General features: G+C 60.2%; 14 protein-coding genes and 1 pseudogene. 14 read left to right on the forward strand and 1 reads right to left on the reverse strand.

What is annotated here, in order from left to right:
- Positions 1–17: 17 nt before the first annotated feature.
- The 12 genes and pseudogenes from BJ960_RS01185 (at position 18) to BJ960_RS01235 (ending at position 11,831) form a co-directional block, all read left to right on the forward strand.
- Positions 18–1,646: an NCS1 family nucleobase:cation symporter-1 gene (locus tag BJ960_RS01185; RefSeq protein WP_185985921.1), complete on the forward strand. Its 1,629-nt coding sequence runs from the start codon at positions 18–20 to the stop codon at positions 1,644–1,646.
- Positions 1,647–1,688: 42 nt separating this feature from the next.
- Positions 1,689–2,081: pseudogene (locus tag BJ960_RS17320) on the forward strand (alcohol dehydrogenase catalytic domain-containing protein); the annotation flags it as partial.
- A 129-nt stretch (positions 2,082–2,210) separates the two neighbouring features.
- Positions 2,211–2,798 (forward strand): zinc-binding dehydrogenase, encoded by a 588-nt coding sequence (locus BJ960_RS16520; protein ID WP_307814698.1) that lies wholly within the window; start codon positions 2,211–2,213, stop codon positions 2,796–2,798.
- Positions 2,791–4,080: a Glu/Leu/Phe/Val family dehydrogenase gene (locus BJ960_RS01195; RefSeq protein ID WP_185985923.1), complete on the forward strand. Its 1,290-nt coding sequence runs from the start codon at positions 2,791–2,793 to the stop codon at positions 4,078–4,080. Before BJ960_RS16520 ends, BJ960_RS01195 begins: the two co-directional genes overlap by 8 nt.
- Before the next feature lie 58 nt (positions 4,081–4,138).
- Positions 4,139–5,587: an aldehyde dehydrogenase family protein gene (locus tag BJ960_RS01200; protein WP_185985924.1), complete on the forward strand. Its 1,449-nt coding sequence runs from the start codon at positions 4,139–4,141 to the stop codon at positions 5,585–5,587.
- 76 nt (positions 5,588–5,663) lie between these two features.
- A complete protein-coding gene (cofE, locus tag BJ960_RS01205; RefSeq protein ID WP_185985925.1) occupies positions 5,664–6,464 on the forward strand; it encodes a coenzyme F420-0:L-glutamate ligase in 801 nt (266 codons plus the stop codon).
- Positions 6,465–6,468: 4 nt separating this feature from the next.
- Entirely contained in the window at positions 6,469–7,101 is a 633-nt protein-coding gene (locus tag BJ960_RS17325; RefSeq protein ID WP_185985926.1) for a CofC family guanylyltransferase, read from the forward strand.
- Between the two features lie 129 nt (positions 7,102–7,230).
- Positions 7,231–8,169: an ABC transporter permease gene (locus tag BJ960_RS01215; protein ID WP_185985927.1), complete on the forward strand. Its 939-nt coding sequence runs from the start codon at positions 7,231–7,233 to the stop codon at positions 8,167–8,169.
- On the forward strand, positions 8,162–8,950 hold the full coding sequence (locus BJ960_RS01220; protein WP_185985928.1) for an ABC transporter ATP-binding protein: 789 nt from the start codon (positions 8,162–8,164) through the stop codon (positions 8,948–8,950). The genes BJ960_RS01215 and BJ960_RS01220 overlap by 8 nt, the downstream gene beginning before the upstream one ends.
- On the forward strand, positions 8,950–9,768 hold the full coding sequence (locus tag BJ960_RS01225; RefSeq protein WP_185985929.1) for an ABC transporter permease: 819 nt from the start codon (positions 8,950–8,952) through the stop codon (positions 9,766–9,768). The genes BJ960_RS01220 and BJ960_RS01225 overlap by 1 nt, the downstream gene beginning before the upstream one ends.
- A gap of 43 nt (positions 9,769–9,811) precedes the next feature.
- Positions 9,812–10,963, forward strand: coding sequence for an ABC transporter substrate-binding protein (locus BJ960_RS01230; RefSeq protein WP_185985930.1), 1,152 nt, complete (start codon positions 9,812–9,814; stop codon positions 10,961–10,963).
- A gap of 4 nt (positions 10,964–10,967) precedes the next feature.
- Positions 10,968–11,831 carry a nitrilase-related carbon-nitrogen hydrolase gene (locus BJ960_RS01235; protein ID WP_185985931.1) on the forward strand — a complete coding sequence of 288 codons (864 nt, stop codon included), beginning with the start codon at positions 10,968–10,970 and terminating at the stop codon, positions 11,829–11,831.
- Between the two features lie 74 nt (positions 11,832–11,905).
- On the opposite strand, the gene BJ960_RS01240 is transcribed toward BJ960_RS01235, so the two are convergent.
- The gene (locus tag BJ960_RS01240) at positions 11,906–12,973 is read right to left on the reverse strand and encodes an LCP family protein (protein WP_237463728.1); all 1,068 of its coding nucleotides are present in this window, start codon (positions 12,971–12,973) and stop codon (positions 11,906–11,908) included.
- 181 nt (positions 12,974–13,154) lie between these two features.
- On the opposite strand from BJ960_RS01240, the gene BJ960_RS17095 reads away from it, so the two are divergent.
- The gene (locus tag BJ960_RS17095) at positions 13,155–13,664 is read left to right on the forward strand and encodes a VanZ family protein (RefSeq protein ID WP_185985932.1); all 510 of its coding nucleotides are present in this window, start codon (positions 13,155–13,157) and stop codon (positions 13,662–13,664) included.
- 278 nt (positions 13,665–13,942) lie between these two features.
- Positions 13,943–16,114 carry a CDP-glycerol glycerophosphotransferase family protein gene (locus BJ960_RS17100; RefSeq protein ID WP_185985933.1) on the forward strand — a complete coding sequence of 724 codons (2,172 nt, stop codon included), beginning with the start codon at positions 13,943–13,945 and terminating at the stop codon, positions 16,112–16,114.
- Positions 16,115–16,126: the final 12 nt, after the last annotated feature.

Below are 16,126 nucleotides of genomic sequence, written 5' to 3' on the forward strand. Positions count from 1 at the left end.
TCACCTCAGAGGTTTTCATGACAATCAACGAAGATTCAACCGGGCGCATTGAGCTCGTATCGACCCAAAACATTGAGACGAGCCGCCTTTACAACGATGACCTTGCGCCCGTCCCGTTGGCAGGCCGCACCTGGCACACCTATAACTATGCTGCGCTGTGGATGAGTATCGCCCACGGCATCCCGACCTATTACCTTGCATCCGGGCTCATTGACATGGGAATGAGTTGGGTGCAGGCCGTTGGCACTATCGGGCTTGGCAACCTGATCGTGATGATCCCCCTACTTCTTAACAGCCATGCTGGTGCGAAGTACGGGATTCCGTTTCCCATCATCGCGCGGGCCGCATTTGGAATTCGCGGAGCCAACGTCCCTGCGATCATTCGGGCTCTGTCTGCCTGCGGATGGTTCGGGATCCAGACCTGGGTCGGTGGACAAGCCATCTTTACCTTGAGCTCGGTATTCTTTGGCAGTTGGTGGTCAGAGGCCACGCCGATCGGAGGCCACCCCTGGACGATGTGGGTGTCGTTCGGCATCTTTTGGCTCATTCAGATGGGCCTCGTTCTTCGAGGTATTGAGTCGATTCGAACACTTGAGAACTGGGCCGCGCCGCTCATCCTTGTAGTCGCGTTCATCCTGATGATCTGGGTGATGAACCTCGCGGGAGATCTCGGAACCGTGCTGACCCCACACTCCACACTCGGCTGGGGGCCGGAGTTCTGGAAGATTTTCCCCGGCGCGCTTATGGGCATGATCGCCTTCTACGCCACGATGTCAGTGAACATCTCGGACTTCACTCGTTTTGCACGCTCGCAGAAGGCACATATTGTTGGCCAGTCTGTTGGACTTACTCCCACTGTCGTCGTCTTCACAACCATTGGCGCTCTGACCACGGCTGCGACGGTTGAGGTCTGGGGTCGTCCAATTTGGGACCCTGTTGAGCTCGTCGGGATGATTCCGAACGCGATCGTTGTCTTCTTTAGCCTGCTGTGTGTCATCGTTGCGACGGTCGCCGTCAACGTGGCTGCGAACACGGTCGGCCCGGCGTACGATTTCTCGAATGCATTTCCGCGCTTCGTCAGTTTCAAGATGGGCGGACTCATCACTGGTGTGATCGCGATTCTCATGCAGCCCTGGAATCTTATGGCGAGCTCCAACCTCTACATTTTTGTGTGGCTCGGCCTTACGGGTGCGTTCCTCGGGTCTGTCGGCGGGATTCTTGTAACTGAGTATTGGATCAACCGTAAGCGTTACCTCAATGTCGAAGAGCTCTACCAGTACGGGGGGCGATATACCTACACCCGCGGCTTCAACTGGCGCGCCCTCACCGCTATGGCCGTTGCGCTCGTCTTATCGATAGGCGGTGCGTACTCCGACCCGGCGACCGGCGGACCTTTCCCGGAAGACGGACTGATTCCCGCACTCAAGCCATTGTTCGACCTCAACTGGGCAGTCGCTTTCCTTGCCGGACTGCTCGTGCACCTGTTGCTCTCAAAGGCATTCCCGCCCGCTTCGTTCGCGCTCGATGAGGCTGATCGAGCAACGGGACAGCCTGGTACGGGAGCAATCCAGGTGCCGGGGATGCAGGAACCGGCTGCCAGGTACAGCGCCACCAGCAGCACCAAGTCTGCAGAAACCGAAGTCTGACACAGGCCTCCGATCTACGACATCACACAAAGGACAGCAGCAATGAAAACACCAGCAGCGGCCGTGCTCAACGCAGGCGAGGATTGGACGGTTGCCGAGATCAATCTCGCAGAACCGCAGGCGGGGGAGGTGCTCGTCGAGTTTACTCATGCGGGTCTGTGCTTTTCAGACGAGCATCTCAGGCACGGCGGGCTCGGCGAGCTCCCTGCCGTCGGCGGACACGAGGGGGCGGGAATCGTGCGTGCACTCGGTCCGGGAGTCACGAGTCTGGCTGTCGGAGATCACGTTGCGGCCGCGTTTGTGCCCACCTGTGGTCAATGCGATTGGTGCGTCACCGGCCATTCGAACCTCTGTACACAATCCGCAAATGCCCCCGGCGCGGCAGACCGGAGTCTGTACCGCTTCTCAACAGGCGGTGTAGCGATTGCAGCCAACTGTGGGCTCGGTACGTTTGCACAGTTCTCTGTCGTATCAGAACGCTCACTTATTGCAGTCGATCCCTCGATCCCGCTATCCGTCGTCGCGGTTGCGAGCTGCGGGGTGCTGACTGGATGGGGCGCCGCAGTGCATGCCGCAGAGGTCTCTGTTGGCGACGTCGTAGTCGTTCTCGGCGGCGGCGGCGTTGGAGTGAACGCCGTGCAGGGAGCCCGTCTGTCTGGTGCGCGAGAAGTCATCATGGTGGATACGAACCCGGCGAAGCTCGAAACTGCCACGCTTTTTGGCGCGAGTCGGACCTTCCAGTCGATGGATGACGCGGCTGAGTACGTTCGCGAGATCAACGGTGTCGTTGGTGGCGCGGACGCCGTAATTGTCTGTACCGGCAACACGATCGAAGCAATCGTGACGGCGGCCTATGGAGCGCTCGGAACCCGGGGGCGACTCGTCCTCGCCGGTATGTCGCAGGACGTTATGGAGAAGAATGTGCAACTGCCAGGCACACAGATCATCTTCAGAGAGCAGACGATTCGCGGAACGATCTATGGCTCGTGCAACCCGCGGCGAGACGTGCCGTTGCTGCTTGATCTCTATAAGCGGGGGCTTTTGAAGCTTGATGAGCTTGTTTCGCGGGAGTACTCGCTGTCGGATATCAATGAGGGTTTCGAGGATCTCCGAAAGGGCCGGAACCTGAGGGGAGTGGTCGCACATGGCTAGTGCAACGTTGTCGGCCGCCGCGGTGGACGAGGCTCGTACTGGGCCCCACGAGGCGGCGCTCCGCACCCTGCGACAGGCTACTGAACACCTAGGACTGAGTGATGTGGTGCGGCAAGCGTATGCCCATTGCAAACGAGAGGTCGCCGTGTCGTTCCCGGTGCGCATGGATGATGGCAGCAGCCGCATCGTTACGGGCTACCGAGTGCATCACAATACTGCGCTTGGCCCGGCAAAGGGCGGCATTAGGTTCTCCCAGAACGTCGACATTGATGAGGTCCGGGCGCTCTCCATGTGGATGACCTGGAAGTGCGCGTTGCTCGGAATTCCCTACGGCGGAGCAAAGGGCGGGTTAGCGATTAACCCCCGCGATTTCAGCAAAGCAGAGCTGGAGCGTGTGACACGTCGTTATACACGCGAGCTTGCAGATGTCTTTGGGCCGGACAAAGACATCCCCGCGCCCGACATCGGCACAGATCAACAGGTCATGGCTTGGATTCTTGACGAGTATTCGGTGGTCGCGGGGCACCTTGCTCACGGTGTTGTCACTGGGAAGCCGCTCGAGCTAGGCGGATCGCTAGGCCGGGCACTCGCTACCTCGCGTGGCGTGACTGAGATCGCCTTAGCCGCGGTCCGCGAGGAACTCGGTGAGCCGGTTGGTGCGACCGCGATCGTGCAGGGTTTTGGCAAGGTCGGAGAGGGAGTTGCGCAGCTCCTGCACGAGGCAGGAGTGCGGGTCGTTGCGGTCAGTGATGAGTTTGCAGCTCTGAGCAATGTGGACGGCCTCGACATTCCCGCACTGCAGCTTCACGTTGGAGAGCATGGTCGCCTCGAGGGCTTCGCTGGTGCGACAGCCCGAGAGCGGGACTCGGTCTTGTTTGATGAGGCAGACCTGCTCGTTCCCGCTGCGGTCGAAGGCGTGTTGCACGAGGGCAACGCTCATCTTGTTCGGGCACGCATCGTTGTGGAAGGCGCGAATGGGCCAACCACGCCAGAGGGAGACCGAGTTCTCGGCGAACGAGGGATTATCGTTGTCCCCGATATCCTCGCCAATGCAGGCGGTGTTGTGGTGTCGTACTTCGAATGGGCACAGGCCAACCAGGGATACCGTTGGAGTGAGCAGGTTGTTGAGGAGCGTCTGCAGCAGCGAATGCTTTCTGCCTGGAATCGGGTGAAAGCATTCGCCGACAACGAGGATCTAGATCTCCGCGCGGCTGCGACAGTGCTTGCTGTCTCTGAAGTGCACCGAGCCCAACAGCTGCGCGAAGAACTTGTCGCCGGCTAGCAACTGACAGATTTGGGTGGCAGCAGAGACCGTTCGCCACCAGAACACGGAGAAAACAATGGAACGGAATGAACTCTATGTTGGAGGGTCGTGGGTCACGCCAAGCACTTCCAGCCGCGGGGAGAACGTCGACTCGAATACCGAGGAACACCTAGGGAGCTACGCTCTGGCGGGCCCAGAAGAGGTCGATCGTGCGGTGGCAGCGGCGCGCGCGACGCTCAACGATCGCAATGGATGGGCGGGGTATTCGCCCCAGCAGCGAGCCGCCGTAATGCGTCGGTTCGCCGACGCGATTGAACGACAACGGGACGCGATTGGCGGTCTCATCTCGCGAGAGGTCGGAACTCCATTCGAGCGTTCGCGGTTCAGCAATGCCGACACTGCTTCGTCGCTTCTGCGGTTCTACGCCGACATCATCGCGTCAACTGAGCTGGAGGATCTGCGGCCGGCCGGCCGAGGACATTCGCTTGTGCGCCGCGAGGCCATCGGTGTCGTCGGGATGATCGCGCCCTGGAACTTTCCGCTCAGCACGTTGTTCTTCAAGCTTGCTCCTGCGCTCGCCGCTGGATGCACCGCCGTGATCAAGCCAGCATCGCTCACCGCACTGAACTCGTTTCTGATTGCTGATGCGGCGGCCGAAGCGGGCATTCCGGCAGGCGTGATCAACATCCTGCCGTGTGACCGTGCGACGGGTGACCACCTCATCGGACATCCCGGGATCGACAAGATCGCGTTCACTGGCTCGACGCCCGTCGGTCGCAAGATTGGGCGTATGTGTGGCGAGAACCTGAAGCCAGTCACGCTCGAACTTGGTGGAAAATCGGCAGCGCTGCTGCTTGAGGACGCTTCCGTCGATACGCTCATTTCCGAGTTGCACGACTTGAGCTTCTCGAACAACGGACAGGCCTGCACGAACAACTCACGCCTTATCGTGCCCGATGTGCTGTACGACGATGTCGTCGATGCTGTCGCGGCCGAGGTGAACCGATGGAAAGTAGGGAACTCGTTTGACCCGGAGACAGTCATTGGGCCGGTCGTGAGCGCAGGGCACCGCGAATCCATTGAACGCTACTACCGGATCGCGCGCGAGGAAGGCGGCCGGGCTGTTGCGGGCGGGAACGCAGTGACCGGCAGAGGGTTCTTCGTCGAGCCGACCGTGTTCGCAGATGTAACACCCGACATGACGATCTTCCGCGAAGAGGTGTTCGGCCCGGCTGTATCGATCACGCGCTACAGCGGGGACCTCGAGGAGGGAATCGATCTCGCCAACGACTCGGAGTACGGGCTGTCGGGCGCCGTCTACACCGCCGACGAGACCCTAGGCATCGAAACCGCGCGGCGCATTGAGACTGGGACCGTTGCGTACAACATGTCGAACTTCGACATTGGTGCACCGTTCGGGGGTAGGAAGAACTCAGGGGTGGGCTTCGAGCTCGGTGCGGAAGCAATCATCCCGTACCTGCACTACAAGACGATCTTCACGCCGCAGGTTCCCGCGGGGTTCTGATCGCCCGCGCGGGGAGCCGGAACCCCCAGGCTCCCCGCGATCTCCACAACTCACGTATCGCAAAGGAGCGAGGCGCATGCAACGAACACCTGGGTTAGAGATTATTCCGCTTATTGGTCTGCCCGAATTCACGCCGGACCACTCACTCGCGACGGAGATTGTTCGTTCTCTCGTTGGAATTGCGGTTGATGACGGTGACGTGCTTGCTGTCACAAGCAAGGTTGTTTCAAAGGTTGAGGGCTGTTTCGTCCCTGCCTCGGAACGCGCCGAACTCATCGAACGAGACACGGTCCGCGTTGTTGCGCGTATGCGCGGTCCCAACGCGTCTGCAATCGTCGAAAACCGTCTCGGGGTGGTTGCCGCAGCCGCGGGCGTGGACGCGAGCAATGTCGCTGGAGACTGGGTGCTCGCGCTCCCCGAGGATCCTGATGCGTCTGCTCGAAGGCTCGCGAACGAACTTCGAGACGCACTCGGCATTGATCTTGGGATCGTGATCACGGACACTGTCGGTCGGCCGTGGCGCTACGGGCAAACTGACATTGCGATCGGAAGTGCGAATGTTGCCCTCTACGCAGATGAGCGGGGAGGCAAGGACACCGCAGGGAAACCGCTTACGGTCACACAACGCTGCGTCGCTGATGAGATCGCAGCTGCTTCAGACCTCGTGAAAGGAAAGACAGCCGGAATCCCCGTAGCCCTCGTGCGGGGGTTGGGCGAGTATGTTGTTCCTGGGACTGATCAGCGCGCCCGGCACATCAACCGAGACCTCGAGTTGGATCTTTTCTCCCTCGGAACGCAAGAGGCTTTCGAAGAAGGGTACCGGTCCGCACTCGCCGCAGTTGCGGCGGGCAAGGTGCTGGACCCTCGGGCGGAGTAGGCCGATGGACGCTGCGACTGGGTGGACCGCTATCGTTCCTGTTCGCGGGTTTGGCACTGCGAAATCACGGTTGCGACCCGACCTGCCCGCTTCAACTGTGTCGGATATTGCGCGGCGTCTTGCCCAGGGATGCGTGAGAACCCTGAAACGTGCGGCGCAAGTCGACGAGGTTATCGTCGTGTCTGACGTTGCAGTTCAGGAGCACTTTCCAGATGCTCAAGTGACCTTCCTTGTGCAGCAGGTTGGGGGCGGGCTCAACGGGGCCGTCCGCGAGGGGCTCGCGCTAGCTGCCAGGCGCAGTCCCCACGCCCCACGTCTGGTGATCCATGCTGACCTTCCCGGGATCAACCCTCAGGCCGTGGACTCGCTCCTTGCCGACCTGCCAACCGGGGGCAAAGACGTTTACATTCCGGATCGTGCCGGAACAGGAACGACTGCTCTTACTTTGCGTGCAGGCAGCCGACGCCCGGTTGGGTTTGGGGTGGGTTCTGCCGCGCGCCACCTGGCCCTCGGGTACGCACCGGTCAGGCTGCCGGCCGACAGCGTGCTGCGCAATGACCTCGACACACTCGAGAACTTGCGGGCACTTCGGTGGGGGTCAACCATCGACCTTTTCTCCGAGAACCCCGCGGCCTGAGCGCAAGAATCGAACCCCGTTCGGCGCACAAAGCTGTGTGATCGAAATGTGATGAGATTCGTAGCTGCGGATTCCGGAGCCGTCGGCTACCATAAATAGAACCAATGGTTCACTTTTGAAAGGGATGCAATGGCGCAGACCACATTGGCTCGGCCTTTAGCCAGTCAAAATAAGGAATTTAGGGAAAAGCCGCGAGGGCCTTCCCGTCAAGGTATTCAAGCGGTCTATCGATTCATAATTACCGTTCTCGTTGCGATCCTGTCAGTTGTGCTGCTATGGGAAGGGTATAAGGCTCTTGGAACGCTCACCGGAGACAAGGTTCCGTTCACGCAGATTCCGCTGCCAATCTCAAGCTCTGACTACGCCATGCCCCATGTCGGAGTCATTCTTGGGGCGCTGGCTGAGCCCACAAGCGGAGGGGGCGGACAGACGCTGTTTGGGTATCTACTTACCCAGCTCTCTGTCACTCTCCGCGAGGCCGGAATTGGGCTCGTCATAGGCGCGTTTATCGGCTGTGTCCTGGCAGTTGCTCTTCGCGAGGTCGTAGTTCTGAGTCGCGGGCTGCTTCCGTGGCTCGTAATGTCACAAACCATCCCGCTTGTCGCATTGGCACCGATCATTGTTGTCTGGGCGGGTGCTGCTGGGCTCCCGAGCTGGGTCGCCGTCACCATCATTGCCGCGTACCTCTCATTCTTTCCCGTTGTGATCAATATGCTTACTGGGCTGAACAGCCCTGACCCTGTGCAAGTGGAATTGATGCAGAGCGTCTCGGCCTCGCGCTGGCAGATCTTGTGGTGGCTGCGTTTCCCCTCCGCGGTGCCAAGCCTGTTCACTGGTTTGCGGCTGGCTGCGACCGCGTCGGTGATTGGTGCAATCGTTGGTGAGCTGTCCGCGGGAACGGGGCTGGGGATTGGCCGGGCCATCCTTACAGCCGCGTATTACTACAGCAACTCTCCGGAGACACTTTTCGCCGCGGTACTCGTGGCCTCTCTCGGTGGGGTTGTCTTCGTGCAAATCATTACTCTCGTAGAACTCTTCGTACTGAGAAAGAGGAACGTCAATGGCTAACGCAATTTCCATCACAAACGCCAGTAAGACCTTTCACGTGTCTGGCCAGGCAATCCCGGCACTCGCAGATATCAACCTTGATATCGAGGAGGGGGCCTTTGTCTCGCTACTCGGCCCTTCCGGATGCGGTAAGAGCACCCTGTTGCGGCTCATTGGTGACCTGCTTGACCCTGACGAGGGAGCGGTTGAAATCTTTGGCAAGAGTGCAAAGACGAGCCGTCGCGACCGTGATTACGGCATGGTCTTTCAGCAGCCGGGACTCATGGACTGGCGCACCATTCAACAAAACGTAGAGCTCCCGCTGCAAGTTGCAGGCGTGAGTGCGCAAAAGCGCGCGTCAAAGGCTCGTGAGCTGCTCGAGCTCGTGCGGTTGGACGGATTCGAGAACCACAGGCCACGTCAGCTCTCGGGCGGAATGCAGCAGCGAGCCGCAATCGCCCGTGCTCTTTCTTTCGAGCCCAAGATCTTGTTGATGGACGAGCCGCTGGGGGCCCTCGACGAGATGAACCGTGAGTATCTGCAGAGAGAATTGTTGCGAATCTGGCGTGAGACTGGCACGACGATCGTGTTCGTTACGCACAGCGTTTCTGAGGCCACGTTCCTCTCCACCGAGGTAGTCGTGATGTCCCCACGCCCAGGGCGTATCGCAACGCGCATCCCCATTGACCTGCCGTACCCGCGGGTCGATGACACTCGTTCGAGCGAGGCGTTTCATGACGCCGAGACTCATGTTCGCGAGGCGCTGCATTCCGTACTCGAACCGACTGTGGCGGGTGTCTGATGACCGCAACACAGGCAATCGGGATCGGGAGACAGCCAACGGTCCGACTCGGGCAACTCCCTAAGCTCAAAGCCGCCGTTCCCGCTCTCGTTGTTGGCCTCATCGTGCTGGTGGGGTGGGAATTGATCGTGCGAGGCGCAAACGTGCCAACGTACATTCTGCCGGCACCATCAGGGATCGTTGCCCGGTTCTTCTCTGACTTCGGTGCGCTCGTGTCAGCAGCTCGTGTTACCACCGTGGGCGTCTTTGGCGGGATCCTGCTTGGGGCCGGCCTGGCGATTGTCGCTTCCCTCGTTGTGAGTCTGTTCGAACGATTCGCGAAGACGGCGCTTGTTCTCGTTGCGATACTCAGCTGCGCCCCCGTGGTTGCTCTCGCACCGATCTTTAACGCGTGGTTTGGCAGCACAAACATTTTCTCCAAGATTGCCGTTGCGGCGATCATGGTGTTCTTCCCAGTGATGGTGAACACCACAAGAGGGCTGCTGGCGGTGAATCCGTTGCACCGGGAGCTCCTTGACTCTCTTGGCGCCTCGCGTCGCCAACTTCTGCTCTACGTTCGGATCCCAGGTGCGCTCCCCTCGCTCATCGACGGTCTGAAGGTCGGCGCGACGCTCTCGGTGATCGGCATCATTGTTGCCGAGTACTTTGGCGGCACAGCGAACGCCCTCGGTGTGATGATTGCGAACTCCGCAGCGCTCTCACAGTTCACTCTCACTTGGGCCGCTGTATTCGCAGCGAGCATTCTTGGCCTGGTCGCCTACGGAGTCGTGCTGCTGGTGGGCCGTGTGCTTGTGCCATGGCAGCAGACAGTTTTGTAAATACCTATACCGAAGTTCTGTACCTCAATTAAAGGAGACATCAATGAAGATGCAACACCTCTCTAGCCGGACTCTGCTCGCGCTTGGGGCAACGTCAGCCCTCGTTGTCGGGCTTGCTGGCTGCTCGGGTATGTCGGACCCGGGAAGCTCGAGTCAGCCCGCAAATGAGAATTGCGAAAAGGTCGACAACGTCACCGTTGTGCTGCAGTGGGTCGCGCAGGCGCAGTTCGCCGGGTACTTTGCCGCTGCCGAGGAGGGATTTTATGCGGATCAATGCCTGAACGTGACGATTCAGGAGGGAGGCACGAATGTCGTGCCCCAACAGGTTCTCGCGTCAGGCAACGCGCAGTTTGCGGTGAGTCACGTGGTGAAGAGCATGGCCTCTCGGGAAGAGGGCGCGGACATTGTGAACATTTCGCAGATCTTTCAGCACGGAGCGTATCTCGAAGTGGCATGGGCCGACTCCGGGATCGAAAAGCTCCAGGACTTTGTGGGGAAGAAGGTTGGTTCCTGGGGCGGCGGCAACGACCTGACCTTGAGATCGGCTCTCGAAGGCGAGGGTGTCGACTTCGAGAAGGACTTTGACGTCGTCCAGCAGCCGTTCGATATGTCACTGCTGTTGAACCGCGAAGCTGACGTCGTTCAGGCGAAGACGTACAACGAGTATGCACAGCTGCTCGCCACGAAGAACCCAGACACGGGCGACCTCTACCAGCCCGAGGACTTCTCTGTCATTAACCTCCAGGAGCTCGGCTACCAGACACTGGAGGACGGGATCTACGCGGGAGGAAAGTGGCTCAACGAAGGCGACAACGCTGACATCGCGGCCCGATTCCTCGCCGCAACTTATCAGGGGTGGGCTTCGTGCCGCGACGACGCCAAGCAGTGCGTTGGCTACGTTCTCGAACGGGGCAGCGCGCTCGGAGAGAGCCACCAGATGTGGATGATGAATGAGATCAACAAGCTCATCTGGGATGGGGCAACGGCAGAGATCGGAACGCTCAAGCAGGCTGATTGGGACCAGACGATCGACATAGCCTTGGCTGGTGGAGTGATTTCGGAGAAGCCTGATGCGGACGCCTTCCGGACCGATGTTCACACAGCAGCACTCGGTCTGCTCGAGGAAAGTGACGTCGACTTGATCGGTGCTGACTTCGAACCGATGACGGTTACTCTCACCGAGGGTGGGAAGTAAACCGATGGTTGACCCGGGCGAACGCTCGAGTACCAGCATCGTCGTAGCGTGCGCGCAAACGGACCCAATTCTGGGCGACATTGAAGCAAACACCGACATGACTGTGGAAGCTATCCGGGGCGCGGTAGCGCTCGGAGCGGACGTTATTGTCCTTCCGGAGTGTGCGAGTGGGGGCTGGGCGTTCGCCGACCGGGCAGAGTCTGCGGCTGCTGCGCAACCGCTCACCGGCTCGACAATTCGCGCCTGGGAACAGGTGGCCATGGAGCACAACGTCTGGGTCAGCGGCGGCTTCGGCGAGAAGGCAGACGGGGGCGCGCTGTACAACAGCGCGGTGCTCGTCGGTCCAAACGGGGTCGAATCGCTCTACCGCAAGGTCCATCTTTGGAACTCGGAGAACCTGGCGTTTGATCCAGGCAACCTTGGGTACCCCGTTACCGAAACCCCGTTTGGACGGGTGGGGATGTTGATCTGCTACGACGCGTGGGTACCTGAGAGCTTTCGATCGCTGGCCGTGGCGGGCGCCGACCTGGTTCTCGCTCCGAGCGACTGGGTACCCAACCCACACCAACCCGCAGACATGCCGCCCCTTGCGCACCTCATGGTCACCGCAGGCGCGCACAGCAATCAAATGTATGTCGCAGCTGCAAGTAGGTACGGCATCGAGCGCGGGCAGCAGTTCATCGGAAGCAGCATGATCGCCGATCACACCGGATGGCCGTTGGCACGGGCCGGAGGGGGCGAAGAGATCATCGTCGCGCAGATTGACCCCATAGGCTCTCGTAGCGCACGTCGAAACGACCCCTTCAACAGGCCGCTATGGGACCGGCGTGTAAGCCAGTACGAGATGGGTGAGGTCAGAGCACATTGACACGAATACGGCGGCCTGGGGCCGGTTCCGCGAACGCGGGATCAGCCCCAGGCCGCCATCGTTGTTTCCGTTTCCTAGCCCGCCTGGCGCGTGCTCGCGTAGTGGTCGAGCGTGCCGTCGCGCATCGCTGCCCGAAGCACCTCGATCTCTGTCCAGTCGGGCAGTACGATCGACTGGCCGTCGCCGGAGGTACCGGTGCCGAGCGTCGGGCTCGTGAAGAACGAGATGTCGCCCTTGCGGATGTTGCGCATGTCGTAGCCGAGGCCGGCTGCCGTCGTCAGCGTGAGATCTTGATCCACGATGAGGTACGGGCTCAGCGCGTCGAACGTCCCCGTGATCTTGCCCGGGTTTGTGAGCGTCTCCTTGCTGAGCATCTGCGACAGCAGGCCCTTGAGGTAGATCTGCTGGTTGCGAGCGCGCTGGTAGTCGCCGTCGGTGAAGGCGTAGCGTTCGCGCACGAAGCCGAGCGCCTCTTCGCCGCTCAGGGTGATTTTACCCTGCGGGAAGTCGAAGCTGCCGTGGTGTGAGGTGAACGCGATCGGGTTGTCGACGGTGACGCCGCCGACGGCGTCGGTGAGGCCCTTGAACGAGTCGAAGTCGATCAGCGCGACGTGATCGATGCGGGCGTCGATGAAGTTCTCGACGGTGTTCACGGCGAGCGGGATGCCGCCGAAGGCAACCGCGGCGTTGATCTTTGCCTCGCCGTGACCCTGGATCTGTACCCAGTTGTCGCGCATGATCGACATGATGGTGACGTGGTCGCGGTTCGGCGAGATCTGGGCGACCATGATCGCGTCGCTGCGGAAGCCCTTCAAGTCTTCAGCCTTCGCGTTCGGGTCGGTGGTGTCGCGGGAGTCTGAGCCGAGCAGCAGCACGTTGATCGGCGCGTTCTTCCCCGCGGGCGGTTCGACAGCGGCCGGCCGTTCAAGGGCCGGGTCGACGGTCTCAACGCGCTCGATCTTGTTGTACGCGCTGTTGAGCATCGCGTAGGCGACGCCGGCGCCGATGCCGATGAGCGCGAGGATCGAGCCGATCACGATAAAGGTGTTGCGCAGGCCGTGGCGCTTCTTCGGGGGCGCGTTCTTGGCGTCTTCTGACGCCTCAGACAGCATCTTCTCGAACTCGGTCAGGTTGTCACCCATACGGGGCTCCCTCGGTGTAGGCGTGGCGCGACGGCGCTCGGCTGACAGCAGAGGCACCGCAGATTCGGCAGCTTTCAGGGTAACCGAGGCTCATAGCAATCGCCAATCACCGAGAGGATTGCCAGCCGGTGCCCGGATAAACTGCGGGTTGCTTGTTTTCCGTGATTGTTGGGAGCCCGATGTGACTGAGCCGCAGCCTAAGGCGCAGGCTGGGCCCGCCGCGCTCCGCCGACGCCTGTCGCGGCGGCAGTGGGTCGGGGCGGTCGGTCTCGGGGCTGTGCTCTGCGTCGCGCTTGCGATCACGCTCAACCCGACCCCAGTTGACCGCGGGCGGGGCGACGACACTCGCGCGTTCCTCAGCGTGCTGCACGGGATGGGCCTGCCCGAGTCGTTTGGGTACCTCGAGCTCGAGTTCACCGCCAACATCATCATGTTCGTGCCGCTCGGGTTCTTCTTCGCGCTGCTCGGGTCGGGGCGGTGGCTGTGGGCCGCGATCCTCTTCCCGCTCGCGCTTTCCACCGGCATCGAGCTGGTGCAGCTGCTCTTCCTGCCCGAGCGCTTCGCCGATGTCTCGGACATCGTGGCGAATACGCTGGGCGGGTGGATCGGTGTCGCGCTCGCGGCGCTCGTGCCGCGGCGGCCGCGCCGACCGCGCTCAGGCAGTGCGCAGGAGTCGTTCAGGCGCCCGTAGGGTTCTCGTAACCTGACTCTGACGTAATGGAGGCATGAGAAAGCTGCTGCACCGCCTCCTTGACCTCGGGTCGGACGATGCCGCGTACCGCACGCTCGACTGCCGCAACGGTTTGCACGGCGGATGCTCGGTGTGCTCTTGTGCCTGCCACGGGTAGGTGAATCGCGCGCTAGGCTCTCTGCATATGGGGGAGTGCCTCATTCACTCGTGAGGCTGCGGCAGGGGAGAGCAACGTGGACCAAGGAAGAACTGCGCCTAGCAAAACCCCGCTTGCTACCGTGATCATTCCGGTGTTCAACGGCGAGAAGTACTTGGAACGCTGCCTTGACTCCGTTCTGGGGCAGACGATGCCTGATTTCGAGGTGATCATCGTCGACGACGGATCAACGGACGCAAGTCCGCAGATCCTTCACGATTACGCCTCGCGCTTCCCAGTGATTCGTGTCATTCGCCAGGAGAACGCAGGGCAGGGTGCGGCACGCAATACCGCACTGGCTCAAGCCCGGGGTGTGTACATTCTGTTCGTTGATGCGGACGATCTAATTGAGCGCGTCACCCTTCAGGTGACTACTGAGCGGGCTGAGCTCGATCAGTCGGATCTTGTGCACTTTGATTGGAAGTTCATTAAGACGAAACCCGATCATCTTGGCAAATACGATTACTACAACATTGAGCCGTTCTGGCACCAACGGATGCTGGAGGGTGCCGAGTGTGAGCAGCTCTTCCGCATGCACAGCTACTTCAGCGTCACAAACCTTTACCGGCGAAGCTTTCTTGAAGAGCACGGTCTCCGATACGAAGAGGGGCAGATCTACGAGGATAACCCGTTCCTCGCTCAGGTATTCTCCCTGGCTCAGAGCGTTTCGCTGGTTCACTCGCCGCTCTACGCAATCCAGGCCAACCCGCAATCCTCGACAAAGGTCGGGGCTGATACTCCGCGACACATGCGTGACCATCTTTCCGCAGTGCGAAAGAGCTTCGAACGGCTCTCTCCGCGATTCGAGACGACGTTGGGGGATCTTGCGGAGTACCATCTCGAGAAGTTCTCGATCTACTACGGTCGCCGAGTCCCGCCGGCGCTGCGCGAGGAGTACGCCCGCGAATTCGTTGCGCTACTCGGGGCCCAGGAACTGCGGTTCGGGGTATTTGGCAGGAAGACAAGCTGGCTGACAAAGCTCTGCCTCAAGCTGGGTGTCTTCGAGCGCCAGAGGTATGCCGTGCTGCAACGGCTCGTTGAGAGTAAAGACCGGCTCGCTCCACCGGCAAAGAAGACCATCTCCGCTGCGAGAAAGATCAAGCGTCGCCTTCGGCACCCAGTTCGCACGATGAATACGGTTATCTCGGGGAAGACGCCCAAGGTGAGACCGGGCACCATCCTTTTTCTAGGATTCGACTACAGGTACACGGGGAATTCCAGGGCACTGTTCGAAGAGCTTCGGGCAGACGAAAGGTTCGCGGAGCGGAAGATTCTCTTTGCGACGGTTGACACCCGGGTCCCCGCTGAGTTCCGGGTGCGGCCTGAATCGATTGCGTTCACCCGAGCCGCGCAGCATTCTGAGTTCGTCATTGCTGAAACCTGGGTACCTGCATCGATCCAGAAGAATCCTGGATCCAAGTGGATCCAGCTGTGGCACGGAACGCCGATCAAACGGATGCTCTTTGACTCGCATGAGCGCGAAATCACCAAGGCTCGCCCCGCTCACAAGGTCAATAAGTACAAGGACATTCAGCGTTGGGACTACTTTGTCGTTGACGGAGATCTCGCTGCGGAGAGATTCTCGACGGCCTTTCTGCTTGAAGAGAAAGCGATGCTTCGTGCTCAGTACCCAAGGGTGTCTCGATTAAGCCGCTATCGGAAGTCTCGTTCGGAAGCCGCTTTGCCTCTGCGGGAGACAGCACAAGGGCTAAATCATGGGCTTAGTTTCGTAGCCCTTTACGCGCCGACTTGGCGGGACCGAAACTATCGAGCCTCCCAGGAAAACCATGACTCTAGCTATCTCCTTGACCTTCAAGAGCTTTCAGCGAAGCTGGGGGAACGCTGGCAGATCATCTTTAAAGACCACGACTATCTGGCCGCGCAGAGAGAAAATGAGGTCGAGCAAAACATACATGTCTCTAGTGATGATATTGAGGATCTGCTCGCGGTAGCAGACGTTCTGATCACAGACTATTCGTCGGTCGAGTTTGACGCAGTGTCTGTCGGCCTGCCCGTGCTGCACCACGTGGTCGACAGAGATGACTTCGTTGGTGAGAGGGGGCTGTACTCAGTGCCCGTTACCGATGGCTCGCTGGTTGCGTCGAATCACGTCTCCGCGCTTGCGTTGGCATGCTCGCAGTCTGTCAATCCGAGACCAGGTGATGCTGAACCAAAGCCCGAGAACAAGGAGCATCTGGGCAAGTTGTTGCTCTGCTGGGGGCACGGTCTTGCTGATGAACGGGGACCGAACTAGTAACGCCTTGCC

Source organism: Leucobacter aridicollis, from assembly GCF_013409595.1.
In the GTDB taxonomy this organism is placed as follows: Bacteria; Actinomycetota; Actinomycetes; order Actinomycetales; family Microbacteriaceae; genus Leucobacter; species Leucobacter aridicollis.

Excerpts from the sequence above, each read along its gene's own strand:
- BJ960_RS01185 (WP_185985921.1), top strand. The coding sequence starts at position 18 with ATGACAATCAACGAAGATTCAACCGGGCGCATTGAGCTCGTATCGACC.
- BJ960_RS01195 (WP_185985923.1), top strand. The coding sequence starts at position 2,791 with ATGGCTAGTGCAACGTTGTCGGCCGCCGCGGTGGACGAGGCTCGTACT.
- BJ960_RS01200 (WP_185985924.1), top strand. The coding sequence starts at position 4,139 with ATGGAACGGAATGAACTCTATGTTGGAGGGTCGTGGGTCACGCCAAGC.
- cofE (WP_185985925.1), top strand. The coding sequence starts at position 5,664 with ATGCAACGAACACCTGGGTTAGAGATTATTCCGCTTATTGGTCTGCCC.
- BJ960_RS17325 (WP_185985926.1), top strand. The coding sequence starts at position 6,469 with ATGGACGCTGCGACTGGGTGGACCGCTATCGTTCCTGTTCGCGGGTTT.
- BJ960_RS01215 (WP_185985927.1), top strand. The coding sequence starts at position 7,231 with ATGGCGCAGACCACATTGGCTCGGCCTTTAGCCAGTCAAAATAAGGAA.
- BJ960_RS01220 (WP_185985928.1), top strand. The coding sequence starts at position 8,162 with ATGGCTAACGCAATTTCCATCACAAACGCCAGTAAGACCTTTCACGTG.
- BJ960_RS01225 (WP_185985929.1), top strand. The coding sequence starts at position 8,950 with ATGACCGCAACACAGGCAATCGGGATCGGGAGACAGCCAACGGTCCGA.
- BJ960_RS01230 (WP_185985930.1), top strand. The coding sequence starts at position 9,812 with ATGAAGATGCAACACCTCTCTAGCCGGACTCTGCTCGCGCTTGGGGCA.
- BJ960_RS01235 (WP_185985931.1), top strand. The coding sequence starts at position 10,968 with ATGGTTGACCCGGGCGAACGCTCGAGTACCAGCATCGTCGTAGCGTGC.
- BJ960_RS01240 (WP_237463728.1), bottom strand. The coding sequence starts at position 12,973 with ATGGGTGACAACCTGACCGAGTTCGAGAAGATGCTGTCTGAGGCGTCA.